The following is a 21,367-nucleotide window of genomic DNA, read 5'->3' on the forward strand; positions in this document are numbered from 1 at the left end:
ATGAACATTCACGAGCACCAAGCAAAAGAAATTTTAAAGAAATATGGAGCAATAGTTCCAGAAGGGGTTTTTTCAACAAGTGTTGATGAATTGATTGAAAAAGCAAAAAATTTAAAAACTGAAAAGTATGTTTTAAAAGCTCAAATTCACGCTGGTGGTAGAGGTAAAGCTGGAGGAGTTAAAATTCTTAATACACTTGAGGAATTAAAAAATTCAGCAAATGAATTAATTGGAAAAACACTTGTAACTCATCAAACTGGACCAGAAGGAAGAGAGGTTAAGCGATTATATGTTGAAGAATCCTCCAATATAGAAAAAGAATTCTATTTATCATGTTTAGTTGATAGAGCGAGCTCAAAGATTGCATTTATTTCAAGTGATCAAGGTGGAATGGATATTGAAGAAGTAGCAAGCTCAAATCCAGAAAAAATTATTACAACTAAAGTTGATATAGCTGAAGAAATATCAGATGCAGATTGTGAGTCAGTAATTAAAATTTTTGATTTAAACAGTGATGCAAAAGATCAAGCAATTTTACTAATCAAATCGATTTATAAAATGTTTATTAGTACAGATGCAAATATGGTTGAGGTAAATCCTTTAATTTTAACAAAAGAGGGAAAGATTGTTTGTTTAGATGCGAAAGTTAATTTCGATTCTAATGCATTATTTAGACACCCTGAAATACTAGAATTAAGAGATCTAAATGAAGAAGATCCAACTGAGATTGAAGCTAGCAAACATGATTTAGCTTATATCAAGTTAGATGGAAGTATTGGATGTATGGTTAATGGTGCAGGTCTAGCAATGGCAACTATGGATATCATCAAATTATATGGTAAAGAGCCAGCTAATTTCTTAGATGTAGGAGGTGGAGCCTCAAAAGAAAAAGTTTCTGCAGCATTTAAAATTATTCTTTCAGATAAAAATGTGAAGGGAATTTTGATAAATATTTTTGGGGGAATAATGAGATGTGATGTGCTTGCACAAGGAGTAGTGAACGCTGCAAAAGAAATTAATATTAGTGTACCTTTGGTAGTTCGACTTGCAGGGACAAATTTTAAAGAGGGAAAAGAAATTTTAGATAATTCAGGTTTAAAATTAATTTCAGCAGAGAACTTAGATGATGCTGCTAAGAAAATTGTTGAGGCTATTAAATAAATGTCAGTTTTAGTTAATAAAGAAACTAAAGTAATTTGTCAGGGTTTTACAGGTGCACATGGAACTTTTCATTCAGAGCAAGCAATAAAATATGGAACAAATTTAGTAGGAGGTGTTACTCCTAAAAAGGGAGGTCAAAAGCATTTAGACAGACCTGTATTTAATTCTGTAGCTGAAGCTAAAGATGCAGTTGGGGCAGATGCCACTATGATTTATGTGCCTGCAAAATTTGCTGCAGCAGCAATTATAGAAGCTATCGATGCATCTGTTGAATTAATTGTTTGCATTACTGAAGGTATCCCAATTCAAGATATGCTTAAGGTTAGAAAAAAATTAGATGGGTCTAATAGCAGACTTATAGGTCCAAATTGTCCAGGAATTATAACTCCAGATGAATGTAAAATTGGAATTATGCCTGGTAATATTCATAAAAGAGGTTCAGTTGGAATTGTATCTAGATCTGGAACTTTAACCTACGAAGCGGTTGCTCAAACAACTGAAAATGGATTAGGGCAATCAACATGTATCGGAATTGGAGGAGATCCAATAAATGGTACAAATTTCATAGATTGCTTAGATCTTTTTTTAAATGATGAAGAGACTCAATCAATTTTAATGATTGGCGAGATAGGAGGCTCCGCAGAGGAAGAAGCGGCAGATTTTTTGAAAAACCATAAGATTAAAAAACCAACAGTTGGATTTATAGCTGGAATTACTGCGCCACCAGGGAGAAGAATGGGGCATGCAGGTGCAATTATTTCTGGAGGTAAAGGTGGTGCAGAAGATAAAATAAAAAAAATGGAAGAATGTGGAATTACAGTCGCAAAATCACCATCAATAATTGGTAAAACTTTATTTGATAAACTGTCTAATTGAAAATATTTTTTAGAGGGATATATTAAATAAAAAGATGTCATCATCAAAAAATCTCGATTTCGAAAAAAATTCATTTTTACATAAATCAAATAGTGCATTTATTGAGCAAATGTACTTAAAATTTATCAATAAAGATAAAGATCTCCCTGAAAGTTGGTTAAATTACTTTGAAGGAATTGGTGATGAAATAAAAGTTATTGCTAATGAAATAAATGGACCTTCATGGGGACCAGAAAAAACAAAAATAAATATTGATGAGCTTCAAAAGAAAATTGATGAAAATGAAATCACTAATTTAAATAATGAAAAAATTGATACTTCAGAAAAATTTAATTTTCAATTACTTGCAGATTCTAACAAAGATTCAATAAGTGCTGTTGCGTTAATCAGAGCCTACAGATTAAGGGGGCATTTGTTAGCTGATCTTGATCCTTTGGGAATGAGAGAATCTGAATATTTAGATGAACTTCATCCAGAGTTTTATGGTTTTAAGAAAGAAAACTATGAAAGAAAAATTTTCTTAAACGGGGTGATAAATAAAAAGTATGCCAATATTAAAGAAATTTTAAAATTTATGAAAAAAACCTATTGTGGAAAAATAGGTTATGAGTTTATGCACATTTCTAATCCTGATGAAAGAAAATGGTTTAGAGATAGAATTGAGCAAGATGATAAAGCTCTTCAGTTTACTAAAAATGGTAAGGAAGCAATTCTAAATAAATTAGTTCAAGCAGAAGGTTTTGAAAAATTTTTAGCAACTAAGTATGTTGGTACAAAAAGATTTGGATTAGATGGAGGAGAAAGTTTAATTCCTGCACTTGAGCAAATAATTAAAATTGGCGGTCAACAACAAATTAAAGAGGTTAAAATTGGAATGTCTCATAGAGGCAGATTAAATGTTTTGGCTAACGTTTTACAAAAATCTTATAAAAGAATATTTAATGAATTTGCTGGTGAATATAGTGATGACTCTGAGGATAGTGCTGGAGATGTAAAATATCATCTTGGTGCATCTTCTGACAGACAATTTGATGGAAATTCTGTTCATGTTAGTTTGACAGATAATCCATCTCACCTTGAAGCAGTAAATCCTGTCGTTTTAGGACAAACTAGAGCAAAACAATTTTTTCATAAAGATAAAGACAGAAACAAAGTTATCCCAATACTAATTCATGGTGATGCAGCATTTGCTGGACAAGGTGTGGTAGCAGAATGTTTTGCCATGTCAGGACTACCTGGACATAACACTGGTGGAACTATTCATATAATTGTAAATAATCAAATTGGTTTTACAACGAGTCCTCGATTCGCAAGATCGTCACCTTATCCTTCTGATGTTGCAAAAATGGTTGAGGCTCCAATTTTACATGTTAATGGAGACGATCCAGAGGCAGTTGTTTATGCTACCAGAATAGCTACAGAATTTAGATTAAAATTTAACAGAGACGTTGTAGTAGATTTAATTTGTTACAGAAGGTTTGGTCATAATGAGGGAGATGAGCCATCGTTTACTCAGCCATTGATGTATCAAAAAATTAAATCTCACCCAAGTGTATATAAAATTTATGGGAATAAACTGGTTAATGAAAAATCAATTACTCAAGAATTATTAAATCAAAATGTTAAATCATTTAAAGATTTATTAGATGATCAATATAAAAGTGCAAAAGACTACAAGCCTAAAATAGAATGGTTTGAGGGTACATGGTCAAGATATAAACCTGAGAAAGGAAAAGATAAAAGGGGAATATCAGGTTTTGATGAGGAGAAATTAAAAATAATTTCAAAAAAAATAAATATAGTACCATCAGAAAAAAATATTCATAAAACTATTAGTAAAATATTAAATGCGAGAAGAGACTCGATTGAAAAAGGAGTGGGAATTGATTGGTCTTCAGCAGAAGCTCTTGCGTTTGGATCTTTGTTAGTTGAAGGATATCCAGTTCGTTTAGTTGGACAAGACTCTGGTAGAGGAACTTTTAGTCAAAGACATTCTGTACTAAGAAATCAAATTGATAATTCGAGATATATCCCACTAAATAATATTGTCAAAGGTCAAAAACAATTTGAAGTGGTAGATAGTTTTTTATCTGAACTTGCTGTTTTAGGTTTTGAATATGGTTACAGTCTAGTTGAACCAAATACTCTTACAATTTGGGAGGCACAATTTGGAGATTTTGCAAATGGAGCTCAAGTAGTTATTGACCAGTTTATAGCTTCAGGTGAAAGAAAGTGGAACAGAGCTTCAGGAATTGTAATGCTGTTACCTCATGGATATGAAGGTCAAGGTCCCGAACATTCATCTGCAAGATTAGAAAGATTTTTACAGTTATGTTCAAACGATAATATGCAAGTCATGAACTGCACAACCCCAGCCAATTATTATCATGCATTAAGACGTCAAATGCATAGAGATTTTAGAAAACCATTGGTTGTAATGACACCAAAATCATTGCTTAGAAATAAATACTGCGTTTCTAACTTAGAAGATTTTAATAAACAAAATACTTTCCATAGAATTTTGTGGGATCATGCGATCGATCCAAAATCAAATGGATTTATTAAACTTAAAGAAAGTTCTGATATTAAAAAAGTTATCTTGTGTTCGGGTAAAGTTTATTTTGACCTACTTGATGCTAGAGAAAAATTAAAAAGAGATGATGTAATTATGTTTAGGATAGAACAACTTTATCCTTTCCCAGCAAAAGCTTTAGTAAATGAACTTAAACCGTATGCCAAAAATGCTGAATTTTTTTGGTGCCAAGAAGAGCCAAAGAATATGGGAGCATGGTTTTCAGTAAGAGATTATATTCAATGGACATTAGATACTTTAAAGGCTAAATATAATAAAATTTCTTATATAGGAAGAAGCCCTGATGCAACTCCAGCAACTGGATATGCAAAGAGGCATAATTCTCAGCAACAAGAAATAATTAGTAAGGTGTTTGGTTAAATTATAATGAGTGAAAAAATAGTAGTTCCAGTACTTGGTGAGAGTATTACAGAAGCAACGGTTGCAAAATGGTTAAAAAAAATTGGAGATACAGTTGAAGCTGACGAGCCAATTGTGGAGCTTGAAACTGATAAAGTTAATTTAGAAGTTCCATCACCAATAACAGGTGTTTTAACAGAAATTAATTCACAAGATGGCTCTACAGTGGAAGTTGGAGCTTTATTAGGTTCTGTTTCAGAAAGCGGTTCAGCAAAAGTTACACCAACTGAAAAAAAAGAGGAACCCAAACAAGTCGAAGAAACTCCTTCTGAAAACAATGTCATTCAATTAGATACAAATAAAAAAGAACCACAAATTTTTGAGGAACAAAAAAAAGAAAATAAAAAACCTAAGCCTTTAGTTTTAACTGAGGAAGTAGTACCAAGCCCAGCACCAGTAAGAGAGAATAGGAATGATACTTTGTCTCCTGCTGTCAGAAAAATTGTTACTGAAAATAATATTGATATTGGTTCAGTTCAAGGTTCAGGAAAAAATGGTCAGGTTTTAAAAGGAGATCTTATAAGTTTAATGGGAGCAAATCCAAAACCGTCAGAGAGAAAAATTCAATATGGTCAAGAAGAACGAATTAAAATGACCAGACTAAGACAGACAATTGCTAAGAGATTAAAACAAGCTCAAGAAAATGCTGCATTACTTACAACTTTTAATGAAGTTGACATGATAAATATCATGGAAATGAGAAAAGAAAATCAACAAGACTTTCAAAGCAGATATGGAATTAAATTAGGCTTCATGTCATTCTTTGTTAAAGCATGTGTGGTAGCCTTAAAGCATTTCCCTGCTGTAAATGCTGAAATTGATGGTGATGAAATTATATACAAAAACTATTACAATATAAGTTTTGCTGTAGGTACAGACAAAGGTTTAGTCGTTCCAGTTTTAAGAAATGCAGACGAACTTTCGTTTGCTGATATTGAGAAAAATATTAAAGATATTTCTGAAAAGGCTAGAGATGGAAAATTAACAATTGAAGATCTACAAGGAGGAACATTTACTATCAGTAATGGTGGTGTATATGGTTCAATGTTATCAACTCCAATTCTAAACTTACCTCAATCTGGTGTTCTAGGTATGCACAACATTGTAGAGCGACCAGTGGTAGTAGAAGGTGAAATAAAAATAAGACCTATCATGTATTTAGCTCTTTCATATGATCACAGAATTATTGATGGCAAAGAATCTGTTTCATTTTTAAAAATGATTAAAGAAAATCTAGAAGACCCTAGAAGACTATTTTTGGATATTTAAATGTCAGAAAAATTTCAAGCTGTAGTTATTGGAGGAGGGCCTGGTGGTTATGTTTGTGCAATTAGGCTTGCACAATTAGGTTTAAAAACAGCGTGTATAGAGTCTAGAGGTTCACTAGGAGGAACTTGCTTAAATGTTGGCTGTATACCATCAAAAAGTTTATTAAATCTCTCTGAAGAATTTCATAAAGTAAAAAATTTATCCAATAAGGGTATCGAAATACGTGAGGTAAAACTTAATCTTGAAAAGATGATGAAAAGTAAAGATAAAGCTGTAACAATATTGACCAAAGGTGTTGAATTTCTTTTAAAAAAAAACAAAGTTACTTATTTTAAAGGTCACGGAAGTTTTAAATCAAAAAATCAAATCTCAATTAAAGATGACAAGAATAATGAAACAATTATCGAGTCAGAAAAAACAGTAATAGCAACCGGATCTGTGCCAGTTTCATTACCTGGAATTGATATTGATGAAAAAGTAATTGTTTCCTCTACGGGGGCTTTAAAATTAGAAAAAGTACCAAATAAAATGGTTGTAATAGGAGGTGGCTACATTGGTTTAGAGATGGGCTCCGTTTGGTCTAGATTAGGTTCGGAAGTTCAGGTCGTAGAATTCTTAGATCATATTACACCTGGAATGGATAAAGAAATTTCATCTGAGTTTATGAAAATTTTAAAAAAACAAGGCATTAAATTTAATATGCAAAACAAAGTTGAAACAATTCAGAAAAACAACAACGGAGCAGTTGTTTCAACACTAGATAAAGATGGCAATAAAAACAATTTTGAATGTGATGTGGTGTTAATTTCTGTTGGTAGAAAGCCAAATACGGATGGACTAAATTTAGATGCAGTAGGAATTGATTTAGATGAAAGAAAAAGAATAAAAACTGACAAAACTTTTAAAACAAATGTCGAAAATATTTTTGCTATTGGCGATGTAATAATAGGACCAATGCTTGCTCATAAAGCTGAAGATGAAGGAATTGCAGTTGCTGAAAATATTGCAGGACAATCTGGACATGTTAACTATGATACAATTCCTGGTGTTGTGTATACCACTCCAGAAGTTGCATCTATAGGAAAAACAGAAGAACAATTAAAAGAACTTAATCAAAAATATAAAGTTGGTAAGTTTTCATTTATGGCAAATTCAAGAGCTAAAGCAATTGATGATGCTGAGGGATTTGTAAAAATATTAGCAGATGAGAAAACAGACAAAGTACTAGGAGCTCATATTATTGGCCCTCATGCAGGAGAATTAATAGCAGAGATTGGTTTAGCTATGGAATTTGGTGCAAGCTCAGAAGATATAGCAAGAACATGTCATGCACACCCAACATTTTCAGAGGCAGTTAAAGAAGCTGCATTGTCAGTAGACAAAAGAGCAATACACTCTTAATTCAAATTTTTAAAATTAATATCTTTTCTAATTAACCATATATCAGTTACAGAAATATTATAAATACTGACTTTTTTATTAAATAAATTTGAAATAAAATATCTTATATTATCAATTGTCTGTAAATTGTTATCATAAATTTTATAATTGTCTTTTAATTTGTTTAGCATTTCTTGATAACTGGCTTCTGTATTCTTATCTGAAATTTCTGTAAAAATTATCTTAGGTTTTAATTTATTGATATCCTCTGTTAATAAGGGCTCAGATCCCTCTATATCAATTTTAATAAAATCTATCTCATTAATTTTATTTTCTTCACATAGTTTTAAAAGTGTATTTGCATCAACCTCCTCCACCTCTTCAATTTTTCCAGTATTATTTTTCAATTTATTATTGATTTGTCTATTTTTTTTTGGGTCTAATATGATTGTATTTTCTGCACCAAATAATTTTGTAATTTTAATTTTTCCATTGTAATTACAAACAACTTTTTCAATTATTTTAATATTATTACAATTAAAAAATTGTTTCTGAATATTTTCTTTGAATAAAAGAAGATTTCTCTTAGATGGCTCAATAGAAAATATTTTACTATTAGGAATCATCTTTGAAAGAAATATTGATACTTCTCCAACATTTGCTCCTATATCAATAACAATATTAACTTGATTTAATATTTTTTTTATTTTTTCATATAAATAAAAACCTTGATTTATTCTAGAGAGTGATTGAGATTTCAGATATCTATTTGTTGCTTTGATATTTAAAAAAACACCTTCATCACCAACAAAACATTCATTTTTTCTTATTAGAATATCTCCTTTGTAATTAAAATAGTTAATTAACCATTTTAATATATTTATATTTAATTTTAAGGCAAATAGCTGTCGGTGTTGAGAACTAATAAGTAACCTTTTAATTAATTTTATCATAATTTTCTCTATTTATATATTATATATATTTTAATTAATTATGAAATATCCAATTCTTTTACCTAATATATTTGATCATCCATTTACTTATGAAAGTAGTATTGATCTTAAATTAGGAGACTATGTGGAAGTTCCTTTTGGTAAATCAAAAATTACAGGTGTAGTCTGGGATGAATTTGAAAAAAATAGCAACAAAACATTCAAAATAAAAAAAGTTTTGAGGAAGTTAGATGTGTTTCCTCTAAAAAAAAATACTATTAAATTTTTAAACTGGTTTTCAGAGTATAATATTATCCCAAAAGGAATGGCTCTAAAGCTTATTTTATTAAGTAGTCATGCAATAGAAAATAAAGAGCTAATTTCTTATAATAATTTTAAAAGTGAAATTAAAAATACATCCTTAAAATTAACCAAAGATCAAATTAAAGCATATAAAGAAATGGTAACTACTAACCAAAATTTTAGAGTGCACGTATTACAAGGGACAACAGGATCAGGTAAAACTCTTGTATATTTTGAGGCTTTAAAAAACCATATAAAACAAGGATATCAGGGGTTAATTTTGTTACCTGAAATAGGTTTAACAGGTCAATTTGAAAAAAAATTTAATGAATATTTTGGTTTTAACGCAGCAGTTTGGCATTCAGGAGTTTCAAAAAAAAAGAAAGAATTAATTTGGAGCGGAATATCAAATGGAGAAGTTAAAGCAATTATAGGAGCAAGATCGTCATTATTTTTACCTTTTAAAAATCTAGGTATGATAATTGTAGATGAAGAGCATGATCAATCGTTCAAACAAGATGAAGGTGTAACTTATAATGCACGAGATATGGCAATTTCTAGAGCTTCATTTGAAAATATACCAATTAATTTAGTTACAGCTGTTCCATCAATTGAAACTTTTGAAAATATTCAAAAAGGAAAATATTTCTTATCAAGACTTACAGAGAGATATAAAAATGCTTCATTACCAAATTATGAAATTATAGATCTTAATAAAACCAAACTTGAAAAACAATCGTGGTTATCAGATAAAATAATTGAAAAAGTAAATTTTCACCTTGAGAGAAAAGATCAGGTTTTATTTTTTTTAAATAGAAGAGGTTTTTCACCTCATGCGTTGTGCAAAAATTGTTTAACTAGCTATTCTTGTCCAAATTGTACTATCAACCTTGTTTATCATAAAAATAAAAATAATTTATTATGTCACTATTGTGGTTTTAAAACTGATTTAAAAAGAGATTGCTCAAAAGAGGGTGAATGTAATTTTGTCTTTAGTGGACCTGGTGTAGAGAGGATATCTGAGGAAGTTAAAAAAAAATTCCCCAATAAGGAAGTTGAAATTTTCTCGAGCGACACAATGAATAAAAAAGACTCATCAAATAAATTAGAAAGAATTATAAATAATCAAACTGAGATATTAGTTGGTACGCAATTAATTTCTAAAGGATTTCACTTTCCAAGTTTAAATTGTATTGTTGTTGTTGATATTGATCTGTCAGCTAACGGGAATGATTTGAGAGGTGCAGAAAAAAATTTGCAGTTATATCATCAGTTATCAGGAAGAGCTGGAAGAACAGGAAAACCTGCAACAGTATATTTTCAAACCTATAACAATAATAAGAATATGATTTTAGAAATTACAAATAAAAATCCTGATATATTTTTAAAAAGAGAACTAGAAATTAGAAAAAAAAATAAACTTCCACCTTATCAAAGATTTATTTCCCTGATCATGACTGGTGAAAATCAAAAAAAATTAGAAAAAGAAGCTTATGACTTTAAAAATTATTTAGAAAATAAAATTGAGGGAAATATATTGGGTCCAGTTGAAGCCCCTATATTTAGAATAAAAAGAAATTTTAGGGTCCGATTTTTAATTAGAGGTTCAAAATCTATGAAACTACAAAATGCTATCGCAAAATCAGTTCCAAAATACAAATTTTCTAAAGGAATAAAACTTTCAGTTGATGTTGATCCAATTAACTTCAATTAGGCCCAAAAAAGAGGACTTTTTCGTCAATCAGTCACTTGAAGACATAAAGGTCATATGTTAATTAAAGCGTGATTTTTAAATAATCTTCAACATTTTAGAGGTATCAAGTTGAGCAAAGACACAGGATTTTCAATTACTTCAGCAGAAAGGTATTCACTTGCGCTTTATGAACTATCTACTGAAAGCAATGTTACATCTCAAATAGAAGAACAGTCACTCTCAGTTCTAAAATTGCTAGAGCAAAGCCACGATTTTTCAAATTTAATAAAAGATCCAACTACAAGCCAAGATGATTTATTAAAAGTAGTTAATACAATCTCAGAAAATTATAAATTTGATCAATTGTTAAAAAATTTTTTAAGTTTTTTAATTCAAAAGAGAAGGTTCTTTTTTGTAGAAAGAATTCTTAAAAGTTTAATCGAGATCTGTTCAGAAAAAAGAGGAGAGCTAAAAGCCGAATTAAGATCTGCTAAAGAATTATCTAATGAAGAAATTAAACAAATTACGGAAGAATTAACTAAAAACTTTAGTTCAAAAATAAAATTAAACTACAAACATGATGAAAGTTTAATAGGAGGTTTAGTAGTACAGGTAGGGAGTACTATGGTTGACACCTCAATTAAAAGTAAATTACAACAAATCGAAAATAGAATGATAGAGGCATAAATGGAAATAAATCCTTCAGAAGTTACAAAAATATTAAAAGAACAAATTAAAAATTTTGGAGATAAAGCAGAGGTTACTGAGGTAGGTCAAGTTTTATCAGTTGGTGATGGTATTGCCAGAATTTACGGTCTTGACAATGTTCAGGCTGGAGAGATGGTTGAATTTTCTGATGGCTCTAAAGGTATGGCCCTAAACTTAGAGAGCGAAAATGTTGGTGTTGTAATTTTTGGTGATGACAGAAATGTTAAAGAAGGTGATGTTGTAAAAAGAACAGGAAAAATTGTTGATACTCCAGTTGGAAAAGAGTTACTTGGTAGAGTAGTAGATGGGTTAGGAAATCCAATTGATGGAAAGGGTGCATTAGATAAAAGTGTACAAAAGAGCAGAGTAGAGGTTAAAGCTCCTGGAATTATCCCTAGACAATCAGTTAATGAACCAATGCAAACTGGTTTAAAATCAATTGATAGTTTGGTTCCAATAGGAAGAGGACAAAGGGAATTAATTATTGGTGATAGACAAACAGGAAAAACTGCTGTTGCAGTCGACGCAATCATAAATCAAAAAAAAATCAATGAATCAGGTGACGAAAAACAAAAATTATATTGTATTTATGTTGCTGTAGGTCAGAAAAGATCAACTGTTAGACAAATTCAAAAAACTTTAGAGGAAGCTGGTGCAATGGAATATACAACAATTGTTGCAGCAACAGCATCAGATTCAGCACCGCTTCAGTTTTTAGCTCCGTATACTGGTTGTGCGATGGGTGAGTATTTCAGAGATAATGGAATGCACGCGTTGATTATCTACGATGATTTATCAAAACAAGCAGTTGCTTACAGACAAATGTCACTTTTACTTAGAAGACCTCCAGGACGTGAGGCTTATCCAGGTGATGTATTCTATTTACATAGTAGATTATTAGAAAGAGCTGCGAAATTGAGTGATGAACATGGTGGAGGATCTTTAACAGCACTTCCAATTATTGAAACTCAAGGTGGAGATGTATCTGCGTTTATACCAACAAACGTAATTTCAATTACGGATGGTCAGATTTTCTTAGAAACTGAATTATTCAACCAAGGAATAAGACCTGCAATTAACGTTGGTTTATCAGTTTCAAGGGTAGGTTCATCTGCACAAACTAAAGCGATGAAAAAAGTTTCAGGATCTATGAAACTTGAGCTTGCTCAATATAGAGAAATGGCAGCATTTGCTCAATTTGGTTCAGATTTAGATGCTTCTACTCAACAGTTATTGAATAGAGGATCAAAATTAACTGAGCTTCTAAAACAAAAGCAATATTCTCCAATGACAGTTGCTGAACAAGTAATTTCGGTTTTCTGTGGTGTTAAAGGATATCTTGATGATATCGATTTAAAAGATGTTGCAGGTTTTGAAAGTAAAATCATTGAGAAATGTAAATCAGAAAAACCTGAGATTATTGAGTCGATACAAAGTTCAGGAAAACTTGAAGAGGATAAAGAAAAGTTATTAGTTGAACTGATTACTCAATTAAAGGAAACTCTTAAATCTTAATTTGATATGGCAAGTTTAGACGACCTAAAAAAAAGAATAGCTAGTGTAAAATCTACACAAAAGATTACTAAGGCTATGAAAATGGTTGCAGCTGCAAAATTAAGAAAAGCACAAGAAAGTGCTGAAAAAGGACGACCTTATTCAGAAAAAATGAACAATGTAATTTTAAACCTTTCTAGTGGAATTTCAGATAAAGAAAATGCACCAAAGTTATTAGCTGGTACAGGACAAGAAAAAGTTCATCTTTGTGTTGTTATGACATCAGATAGAGGTCTATGTGGTGGGTTTAATTCCAACATAATTAAGAAAGCAAAAAGTTACTTTTCTAAAATTTTAGATGAGAATAAAGAGCTTAAAATTATCACTGTAGGTTCAAAAGGCAATGACCAGCTTAAGAGAATTTATGGTGATAAAATAATTGAAAATATTTCATTTAAAGAGTCGAAAAATGCAAATTATTTTGATGCAGATAAGGTAGGAAAAATTATTATTGAAAAATTTGAAGCAGGTGAATTTGATGTTTGTACAATTTTTTACAATAAATTTAAAAATGTAATTACACAAATCCCACAGGCTCAACAAATAATTCCTTTAAATGATGAGGGAAGTGAAAATAGTTCAGATGAAAGTTACGAATTTGAACCAGATGAAGATGAAATTTTAAGCAATTTGTTGCCAAAAAATATTTCAACACAAATATTTAAGGCAATGTTAGAGAATTCAGCTAGCGAACAAGGATCCAGAATGAGTGCAATGGATAATGCAACCCGAAACGCAGGTGAAATGGTTGACAAACTTACTATCGAATATAATAGAAGTCGTCAGGCAGCAATTACTAAAGAACTAATAGAAATCATATCAGGAGCAGAAAGTTTATAATTATGAGCAAAGGAATAATCACACAAGTTATTGGAGCGGTAGTAGACGTAAAATTTGAAGGAGAATTACCGGAAATTTTAACAGCATTAGAGTGTAAAAATGGTGACAATAGATTGGTTTTAGAAGTTGCTCAGCACTTAGGTGAAACTACTGTAAGAACTATTGCAATGGATGCTACTGAAGGACTAAAAAGAGGAGATGAAGTTATAAATACGAATGCTCCTATCCAGGTACCTGTTGGACCAGAAACACTAGGTAGAATTATTAATGTAATCGGTGAGCCAATTGACGAAAGAGGTGTGGTTAAAACTAAAGAAAGCTGGCCTATTCACAGAGCTGCACCTGAATTTAATGATCAATCGACTGAAACTGAAATATTAGTTACTGGTATTAAAGTTATCGACTTATTAGCACCATATGCCAAAGGAGGAAAAATTGGACTATTTGGAGGTGCTGGTGTTGGTAAGACAGTTTTAATTATGGAATTAATTAACAACGTTGCAAAAGCTCATGGTGGATTTTCAGTTTTTGCTGGAGTTGGAGAAAGAACTAGAGAAGGAAATGATCTTTACCATGAGATGATGGAATCTGGAGTAATTAAGCAAGATGGACCTGGTTCTAAAGCTGCACTGGTTTATGGACAAATGAATGAACCCCCAGGAGCAAGAGCAAGAGTTGCTTTAACTGGATTAACAGTTGCAGAATATTTTAGAGATCAAGAAGGACAAGACGTTTTATTCTTTGTTGATAATATTTTTAGATTTACTCAAGCTGGTTCAGAGGTATCTGCTTTATTAGGTAGAATTCCTTCAGCTGTAGGATATCAGCCTACATTAGCTACTGATATGGGTAATCTTCAAGAAAGAATTACAACTACAAACAAAGGATCAATTACTTCTGTACAAGCGATTTACGTTCCAGCTGATGACTTGACTGATCCAGCGCCTGCAACATCATTTGCTCACTTGGATGCTACTACTGTACTTTCAAGACAAATAGCTGAAATTGGTATTTATCCTGCAGTAGACCCATTAGATTCTACATCAAGAATTTTAGATCCAAGAATAGTTGGTGATGAGCACTATAGAGTTGCGAGAGATGTACAAAGAATTTTACAATCTTATAAATCACTTCAGGATATAATTGCTATCCTTGGTATGGATGAATTATCTGAGGAAGATAAATTAGTTGTAGCAAGAGCAAGAAAGATTCAAAGATTTTTATCTCAACCATTCTTTGTTGCGGAAGTATTTACAGGTTCACCAGGAAAATTAGTTGATCTTGAATCTACAATCAAAGGATTTGATGCAATCTGCAAGGGTGAATATGATCACTTGCCAGAAGCAGCCTTTTACATGGTTGGTACAATTGAAGAGGCTATTGAAAAAGCTCAAAAAATGGAAAAAGAAGCTGCAGCTTAATGAGTGAAGAATTTAAAATTGAGATAGTAAATCCTGAAAAATCTTTTTTGGTCAAAGAAGATGTATCGGAAGTAGTAGTACCTGCTTTTGAGGGAGAAATGGGTATATTAAAAGATCACATTTCAATTATCTCATTTTTAAAACCAGGTATTATCAAAGTAAGTTCAAAATCTGGTGATGAAAATTATTATGTTGAGGATGGTATAGTAGAGTTTAAAAATAATAATTTATCTATTCTAACAAGCTCAATTTATAATTTGTCTGATATGGATAAATCTGTTCAACAGGATTTACTGAAAAAAGCTGACGAAGAGGCAGGAAAGTCAGATATTAATGATCAAGCTAAATATTTAGTAGATCAAAAAATTGAAGTTTTAAAAACTCTTAATTAAGAATTTTTTTTACTTTATCTTTAACTTCTTTGTACACGTGTAGTTTAAAATCAACCACTAAGTCTGTGATTTTGTCTAGCTCTACCCATTTCCACTCTAAAAACTCAGGGTATTTAGTTTTGATATTTATTTCACTATCTGACCCGACAAATCTCATTAAAAACCATTTTTGTTTTTGACCTCTGTACTTTCCTTTCCAAATTAAACCAAGCAATCTATCTGGAAGTTCATAAGTTATGGTTCCATCTAATTCTTTTATTAATTCAACATTTTTAATACTGGTCTCTTCTTCAAGTTCTCTGTAAGCAGCTTTTAAAAAATCCTCACCCTCATCTACGCCACCCTGAGGCATTTGCCAAAAATTTTTAGGATTATCTATTCTTTTGGCAACAAATACTTTGTTCTCTTTATTTAACACAATAATTCCTACTCCACTTCTTAGTGGAAGATTATGTAAATCTTTTTTCATTTTATCCGTTGAGTAATTTAATTGCGTAATTTAGTTGATTATCAGTGTCAGTTCTTATTTTAAAATCATCACCTTCTTCATTCACTTCAATGTCTGGACGTACACCAACTTCAGATATAGATTTTCCAGATGGAAGATAATATTTTGCAACAGTTAAACGTATTGCGCCTCTATTTTTAAGAGGAATAATAGATTGAACTGAACCTTTACCATAACTGTTTTCACCTACAACAATTGCTCTTTTGTGGTCTTTTAAAGCTCCTGCAACAATTTCTGATGCTGAAGCTGATCCATAATTTATTAGTACTAATAATGTTTTTCCGTCAGTTATGTCTCCTTTTTTTGCAAACCATTTTCTATTATCAGATTTTTTTCTACTTTTAGTGGAGACAATTTCACCATTTTCTAAAAAGAAATCAGATATTCTTATTGCTTGGTTTAGTAATCCACCTGGATTATTTCTTAAATCTAAAATAAATGAATTAAGATTTTTATTTTTTTTTAATTTCTTTATTTGTTTTTCTATTTGATCACTACTGTTTTCATTAAATGAAGTTAATCTAATATAGCCAATATTTTCTTCTAATAACTCTGACTTAACTGATTGAATTTCAATTATTTCTCTAGTGATATTGAATGTTAATGCTTTTTTTTCTCCTCTTCGTCTAACTGTTAATTCTATACTTGAACCTACTGGGCCTCGCATTAAATCAACAGCTTCACTTAGAGATTTCCCTTGAACTTGGGTATCATTAATTTTCACAATGTAATCACCAGCTTTTAATCCAGCTTTTGACGCTGGTGTATCATCAATAGGTGAAATAACTTTAACAACTCCCGCTTCCATACTTACCTCAATTCCAAGGCCACCAAATTCACCGCTAGTTTCGGTTTGCATCTCTTCCAGAATTTCAGGAGACATATAGGAGGAATAAGGGTCTAAAGATTGAAGTAAGCCATTGATAGCAGAGTCCATGCTCTCAGATTGATTTATCTCATCAATATATTCTCTATTTATTTTTTCTAAAACCTCACCAAATAAATCTATCTTTTTGTAAATATCTACTTCAGAAGAGTTTGCTGAACTTAAATAAAAAAATGAAAAAAAAATAATTGAGTAATATTTAATTATTTTCATATCATTACTTTTTCTTTAGGAATAAATTCTGACCAGATTTTTTCTAATTCATAAAATTTTCTTTTCTCTGGATGAAAAATATGAACGATTAGATCTATACCGTCTACCAATTTCCATTCACCACTTTCTTTACCCTCAATTTTAGAGTCTTTAATTCCATTATCTTTAAGCTTTTCTAACACTTGTTCAGATAAAGACTGTATATGTCTAGATGATGTACCGCTTGCTATTATCATATAATCTGCCATTGAACTTTTATCTTTTAGATCAATAGTTACTATGTCTTCAGCTTTGTTGAGATCTAATGTGGTGATTACAATTTCTTTGAGATCTGAAATTTTATCCATTGATTAAATTTAGATTATCAAATTTTTCTTAATTGAGAAGATGAAATGTTGACTTTATTAAACTCTATAAATTTGAGGGTGGTATTACCGAGAGCCCTAAATGTCTTTGATTTTAATGAGTTTTTTTTATAGCCATGTCTATCGAAAACCAAAATATTACACTTTTGTGAAATAGATTTTGATTTATACCATTTATGAAAATTTATTAAGTTATCTGCTCCCATTAAAAAATAGATTTCAATATTTTTATTTTTTTTTAAATGATTAATTAAATCGATTGTTTTATTTGAATTAATTTTATTTTCGTAAAATCTCACTTTTATAAATGAATTGTTACCAATAATTTTTTTACAGTATTTTATTCTTTCAGTAACTGAAGTTTTGCTCTGGTTTTTAAAGGGATTTTTTTTTGTGATTGCCCAAATAATATTTTTAAGCTCAAATCTTTTTTTTGCTTCTTTTGAAATAGCTAGATGACCTTTATGAGCAGGATCAAATGATCCTCCTAAAATTCCTATTTTTGTCTTATTTAATTTCAAATTAATTTCTTATTTTACCGTTACTTGTAATTTGATATTTGTATGAAACAAGTTGATTAAGTCCTACCGGTCCTCTTGGTGGTAGTACATTGGTAGAAATTCCAACTTCTCCTCCGAACCCAAATTCACCTCCATCTGCAAATTGGGTTGAAGTGTTATGCATAGCAATAGAGCTTTTGACTTCTTTTAGAAATTGATTAGCTGTTTTATTGTTTTTTGTGATTATTGAGTCTGTATGCATTGTTCCATACTTATTAATATGACTTATAGCTTCATTGAGGTTGTTTACTATTTTAACAGAAACTGCTGAGCTTAAATATTCTGTAGACCAATCTTTTTCAGTAGCTTTAAAAATTTTACCCTTATAAAATTTAGCCAAAGTCTTTTCTCCATAAATTTTACAACCATTTTTTTCTAAATTGCCCAGGATTGTATTGCTAAATTTTTTAACAATATTTTTATGCAGAATAATGGTTTCGGTCGCACCACATATACTGGTGTTTCTTAATTTTGCGTTGGTAACAACTCTATTTGCCATCTTTAATTCAGCGTCTTTGTCGACATATGTATGACAAATACCCTCAAGATGACCAATTATAGGAACTTTGGAAAGTTCTTGAACTTTTCTTACAAGATTTTTTCCACCACGTGGAATTATAACATCAATATATTCTTTCATTTTGGAAAGCATTACATCAACCATCTTTCTGTTTTTAGAGTCTACAAATTGTATAAAGTTTTCATCTACTTTATTTTTTTTGAGCGCTTTTCTAAAAAGTTTTGATAAAATTCTATTTGAATTGATTGCCTCAGAACCTCCTCTTAAGATTACTGCATTACCTGATTTGAAACATAAACCTGCAACATCTGATGTAACATTTGGCCTACTTTCATAAATTACACCAATAACTCCTATTGGAATTGATACTCTACTAATATTTAATCCATTAGGTCTTTTCCACTTTTCTAGAACATGATTAATGGGATCTTTAAATTTCCTAATACTAATAATAGAATCTCTGATGTCGTTTATTTTTTTCTCATTTAAATGAAGTCTATTAATTAAATTTTCTTTTAATCCTATTTTTTTTGCATAATTAATATCTTTAGTATTTTCTTTAATTATTAAACTTTTGTTTTCGTCAAGCATTTTAGCATAGTAGGCCAAAACACTATTTTTAACTTTTGTGTCTATTTTATATTGACTTGCTTTTCTTGCTCTTTTACCAATTAAATTCATATAATTATTCATTTATACTTCTACCATATCATCTTTATGAATAACTTCTGATTTTGCAACATACCCAAGTAATTTTTGAATTTCATTCGAATGGTGTCCCATAATTTTTTTTACTTCATCAGAAGAAAAAGAACTTAAACCCCTAGCACATTCGTTATTTTTTTTATCTAAAACTTTTATATGATCACCTTTGTTAAATCTTCCTGATACATTTTTAATACCTGCAGCTAGTAAACTTTTTCCAAGCTTTAACGCTTTTTTGGCTCCATCATCAATTACAATATTTCCTTTAGGTGCAATTGAGCTAATTATCCATTTTTTTCTAGCATGAAGTTTAGAGACTTTTGGGCTGAACCATGTACAATTATTTTTTTCAATAATTTTTGAAATAGGATTTGAATACAGTCCGTTTGCAATAATCATGCTGCTGCCAGCTAATTGACAAATTTTAGCAGCTTCAATTTTTGTTTGCATTCCTCCGCTTCCATATTCATTAATTCCTTTGATATTAATTTCTTTTAAGTCTTTGTTTATATCATTTACTATTTTTATAAGTTTAGCGTCTTTATTTACTTTTGGATTTTTTGTAAAAAGGCCATCTACATCTGAAAGTAAAATCAATGTATCGGCGTTTGTAATTTGAGCTACTCTAGATGCCAATCTATCATTATCTCCATATTTTATTTCAGTTGTTGCAATTGTATCATTCTCATTAACAACTGGGATAAATCCAAGTTCAAATAAATTTTCAAATGTTCTTTTGGCATTTAAGGATCTTCTTCGCTCCTCCGTATCTTCTAGAGTTAACAAAATTTGTGAAATATTTAATTTGAATTTTGAAAAGGTCTGAGAGAATAGATTCATTAGTTCAATTTGGCCAATAGATGCAATTGCTTGACTTTTATCTAATTTGATATTTTTTTTGTTAAAATTCATTTTTTTACATCCAAGAGCAATAGCACCTGAACTAACAATGGCTATTTTTTGATTTTTATCTCTTAGTTTTTTGATGTCCTTCGCAAAGCTTGAAAGCCATTTTTTTCTAATTTTTTTATTTTCATCAACTAATAAAGATGAACCAATTTTAATAACAATAATTTTCGAGTTTTTAAGATACATAAGCTAATAATTTTGCCTTAATTTTTGAAACCGACTCTTTATTTAAAGTTGTCATTGTCATTATCTCACAATTTTTATCCTTAGAGAAATCATCAATTACATCTTTAGCTGTGTCTTCATCAATTAAATCTATTTTGTTAAATACAATTAATTCTCTCTTTTCAAGCATTTTAGAACTGTAATTTTTAAGTTCATTTTTAACCTGATCATAAGATTCCTTAAGATCAAGATTAGTAATATCAATTAAATGTAATAAAGATTTGCATCTTTCTATATGTTTTAAAAACTGTATCCCAAGTCCAACACCTTCATGGGCACCTTCTACTAATCCTGGTATATCAGCTATTGTGATTTCTTTATCATCATAGCTAGCAACACCCAAGTTAGGATTAATTGTTGTAAATTTATAATTAGCAATTTTAGGATTTGCGTTTGTAAGTGCTGCTAACAAACTTGATTTTCCTGCGTTAGGTAATCCGATAATTCCGATATCAGCTATTGTTTTCAGTTGTAACCAAATTGTAAACTCTTCTCCCAAAGTTCCTTTCGTAAATTTTCTTGGAGCTCTGTTTGTAGAGCTTTTAAATCTAGTATTTCCCAAACCACCTTTGCCACCATTAGCTGCAATGTACTCTTCTCCTTTTTTGTTAAAATCAAATAATAGAGTTTTGTTATCTTCTTCAAATACCTGGGTTCCAAGAGGAACTTTTAAAACCAAATCATCACCACTTTTACCTGTTCGATTTTGACCAGAACCATTCTCTCCACGCTGAGCTTTATGATGTTGTTGATATCTGTAATCAATTAAAGTGTTTAAGTTTTCTTCTGATTTTAAAATGATAGAGCCACCCCTGCCTCCATCGCCTCCATCAGGTCCTCCAAACTCAACATACTTTTCTCTTCTAAAACTTGGTGAACCATCACCACCGTTTCCAGCCTTAATATAAATTTTAACTTGATCGAGAAATTTCATAATACAACATTTTCTTGGTTG

The 21,367-nt window shown here is 30.6% G+C and carries 19 protein-coding genes; 11 read left to right on the forward strand and 8 right to left on the reverse strand.

Annotated elements, in window-relative coordinates:
- Genes sucC through lpdA form a run of 5 tightly spaced genes read left to right on the forward strand, consistent with a single transcriptional unit; the run spans position 1 to position 7,699 of the window.
- Positions 1-1,161 carry an ADP-forming succinate--CoA ligase subunit beta gene (sucC, locus tag ACTTAW_RS01665; protein WP_440650867.1) on the forward strand — a complete coding sequence of 387 codons (1,161 nt, stop codon included), beginning with the start codon at positions 1-3 and terminating at the stop codon, positions 1,159-1,161.
- Complete coding sequence (gene sucD, locus ACTTAW_RS01670; RefSeq protein ID WP_440613695.1) at positions 1,162-2,037, forward strand: succinate--CoA ligase subunit alpha; 876 nt, start codon at positions 1,162-1,164, stop codon at positions 2,035-2,037.
- A 34-nt stretch (positions 2,038-2,071) separates the two neighbouring features.
- The gene (locus ACTTAW_RS01675) at positions 2,072-4,990 is read left to right on the forward strand and encodes a 2-oxoglutarate dehydrogenase E1 component (RefSeq protein WP_440650868.1); all 2,919 of its coding nucleotides are present in this window, start codon (positions 2,072-2,074) and stop codon (positions 4,988-4,990) included.
- 6 nt (positions 4,991-4,996) lie between these two features.
- Positions 4,997-6,298 (forward strand): 2-oxoglutarate dehydrogenase complex dihydrolipoyllysine-residue succinyltransferase, encoded by a 1,302-nt coding sequence (odhB, locus tag ACTTAW_RS01680; protein WP_440650869.1) that lies wholly within the window; start codon positions 4,997-4,999, stop codon positions 6,296-6,298.
- On the forward strand, positions 6,299-7,699 hold the full coding sequence (gene lpdA / locus ACTTAW_RS01685) for a dihydrolipoyl dehydrogenase (protein ID WP_440650870.1): 1,401 nt from the start codon (positions 6,299-6,301) through the stop codon (positions 7,697-7,699).
- On the opposite strand, the gene ACTTAW_RS01690 is transcribed toward lpdA, so the two are convergent.
- Positions 7,696-8,631: an FkbM family methyltransferase gene (locus ACTTAW_RS01690; RefSeq protein WP_440650871.1), complete on the reverse strand. Its 936-nt coding sequence runs from the start codon at positions 8,629-8,631 to the stop codon at positions 7,696-7,698. The two genes, lpdA and ACTTAW_RS01690, sit on opposite strands and share 4 nt — an antisense overlap.
- Positions 8,632-8,671: 40 nt before the next feature.
- On the opposite strand from ACTTAW_RS01690, the gene priA reads away from it, so the two are divergent.
- From priA to atpC, 6 genes are all read left to right on the forward strand, one after another.
- Positions 8,672-10,627: a replication restart helicase PriA gene (priA, locus tag ACTTAW_RS01695; RefSeq protein ID WP_440650872.1), complete on the forward strand. Its 1,956-nt coding sequence runs from the start codon at positions 8,672-8,674 to the stop codon at positions 10,625-10,627.
- 108 nt (positions 10,628-10,735) lie between these two features.
- A complete protein-coding gene (gene atpH, locus ACTTAW_RS01700) occupies positions 10,736-11,293 on the forward strand; it encodes an ATP synthase F1 subunit delta (protein ID WP_440650873.1) in 558 nt (185 codons plus the stop codon).
- Positions 11,294-12,829: a F0F1 ATP synthase subunit alpha gene (gene atpA / locus ACTTAW_RS01705; RefSeq protein ID WP_262589886.1), complete on the forward strand. Its 1,536-nt coding sequence runs from the start codon at positions 11,294-11,296 to the stop codon at positions 12,827-12,829. It begins immediately after the preceding gene.
- A 6-nt stretch (positions 12,830-12,835) separates the two neighbouring features.
- A complete protein-coding gene (locus ACTTAW_RS01710) occupies positions 12,836-13,708 on the forward strand; it encodes a F0F1 ATP synthase subunit gamma (protein ID WP_440650874.1) in 873 nt (290 codons plus the stop codon).
- A gap of 2 nt (positions 13,709-13,710) precedes the next feature.
- The gene (atpD, locus tag ACTTAW_RS01715) at positions 13,711-15,129 is read left to right on the forward strand and encodes a F0F1 ATP synthase subunit beta (RefSeq protein ID WP_440650875.1); all 1,419 of its coding nucleotides are present in this window, start codon (positions 13,711-13,713) and stop codon (positions 15,127-15,129) included.
- A complete protein-coding gene (gene atpC, locus ACTTAW_RS01720; protein WP_440650876.1) occupies positions 15,129-15,521 on the forward strand; it encodes an ATP synthase F1 subunit epsilon in 393 nt (130 codons plus the stop codon). Before atpD ends, atpC begins: the two co-directional genes overlap by 1 nt.
- Here atpC and ACTTAW_RS01725 read toward each other — a convergent pair.
- Genes ACTTAW_RS01725 through cgtA form a run of 7 tightly spaced genes read right to left on the reverse strand, consistent with a single transcriptional unit; the run spans position 15,514 to position 21,346 of the window.
- Positions 15,514-15,990: an RNA pyrophosphohydrolase gene (locus ACTTAW_RS01725; RefSeq protein WP_440650877.1), complete on the reverse strand. Its 477-nt coding sequence runs from the start codon at positions 15,988-15,990 to the stop codon at positions 15,514-15,516. The two genes, atpC and ACTTAW_RS01725, sit on opposite strands and share 8 nt — an antisense overlap.
- Before the next feature lies 1 nt (position 15,991).
- Entirely contained in the window at positions 15,992-17,128 is a 1,137-nt protein-coding gene (locus ACTTAW_RS01730; RefSeq protein ID WP_440650878.1) for a S41 family peptidase, read from the reverse strand.
- Complete coding sequence (gene rsfS / locus ACTTAW_RS01735; protein WP_075506496.1) at positions 17,125-17,475, reverse strand: ribosome silencing factor; 351 nt, start codon at positions 17,473-17,475, stop codon at positions 17,125-17,127. Before rsfS ends, ACTTAW_RS01730 begins: the two co-directional genes overlap by 4 nt.
- A gap of 17 nt (positions 17,476-17,492) precedes the next feature.
- Positions 17,493-18,020: a nicotinate (nicotinamide) nucleotide adenylyltransferase gene (gene nadD, locus ACTTAW_RS01740; RefSeq protein ID WP_440651910.1), complete on the reverse strand. Its 528-nt coding sequence runs from the start codon at positions 18,018-18,020 to the stop codon at positions 17,493-17,495.
- The gene (locus ACTTAW_RS01745; RefSeq protein ID WP_440650879.1) at positions 18,016-19,266 is read right to left on the reverse strand and encodes a glutamate-5-semialdehyde dehydrogenase; all 1,251 of its coding nucleotides are present in this window, start codon (positions 19,264-19,266) and stop codon (positions 18,016-18,018) included. The genes nadD and ACTTAW_RS01745 overlap by 5 nt, the downstream gene beginning before the upstream one ends.
- Positions 19,267-20,373: a glutamate 5-kinase gene (gene proB, locus ACTTAW_RS01750; RefSeq protein ID WP_440650880.1), complete on the reverse strand. Its 1,107-nt coding sequence runs from the start codon at positions 20,371-20,373 to the stop codon at positions 19,267-19,269.
- Positions 20,363-21,346: an Obg family GTPase CgtA gene (cgtA, locus tag ACTTAW_RS01755; RefSeq protein WP_440650881.1), complete on the reverse strand. Its 984-nt coding sequence runs from the start codon at positions 21,344-21,346 to the stop codon at positions 20,363-20,365. Before cgtA ends, proB begins: the two co-directional genes overlap by 11 nt.
- Positions 21,347-21,367: the final 21 nt, after the last annotated feature.

Source organism: Candidatus Pelagibacter sp. HIMB1495 (assembly GCF_052047955.1).
GTDB lineage: Bacteria > Pseudomonadota > Alphaproteobacteria > Pelagibacterales > Pelagibacteraceae > Pelagibacter.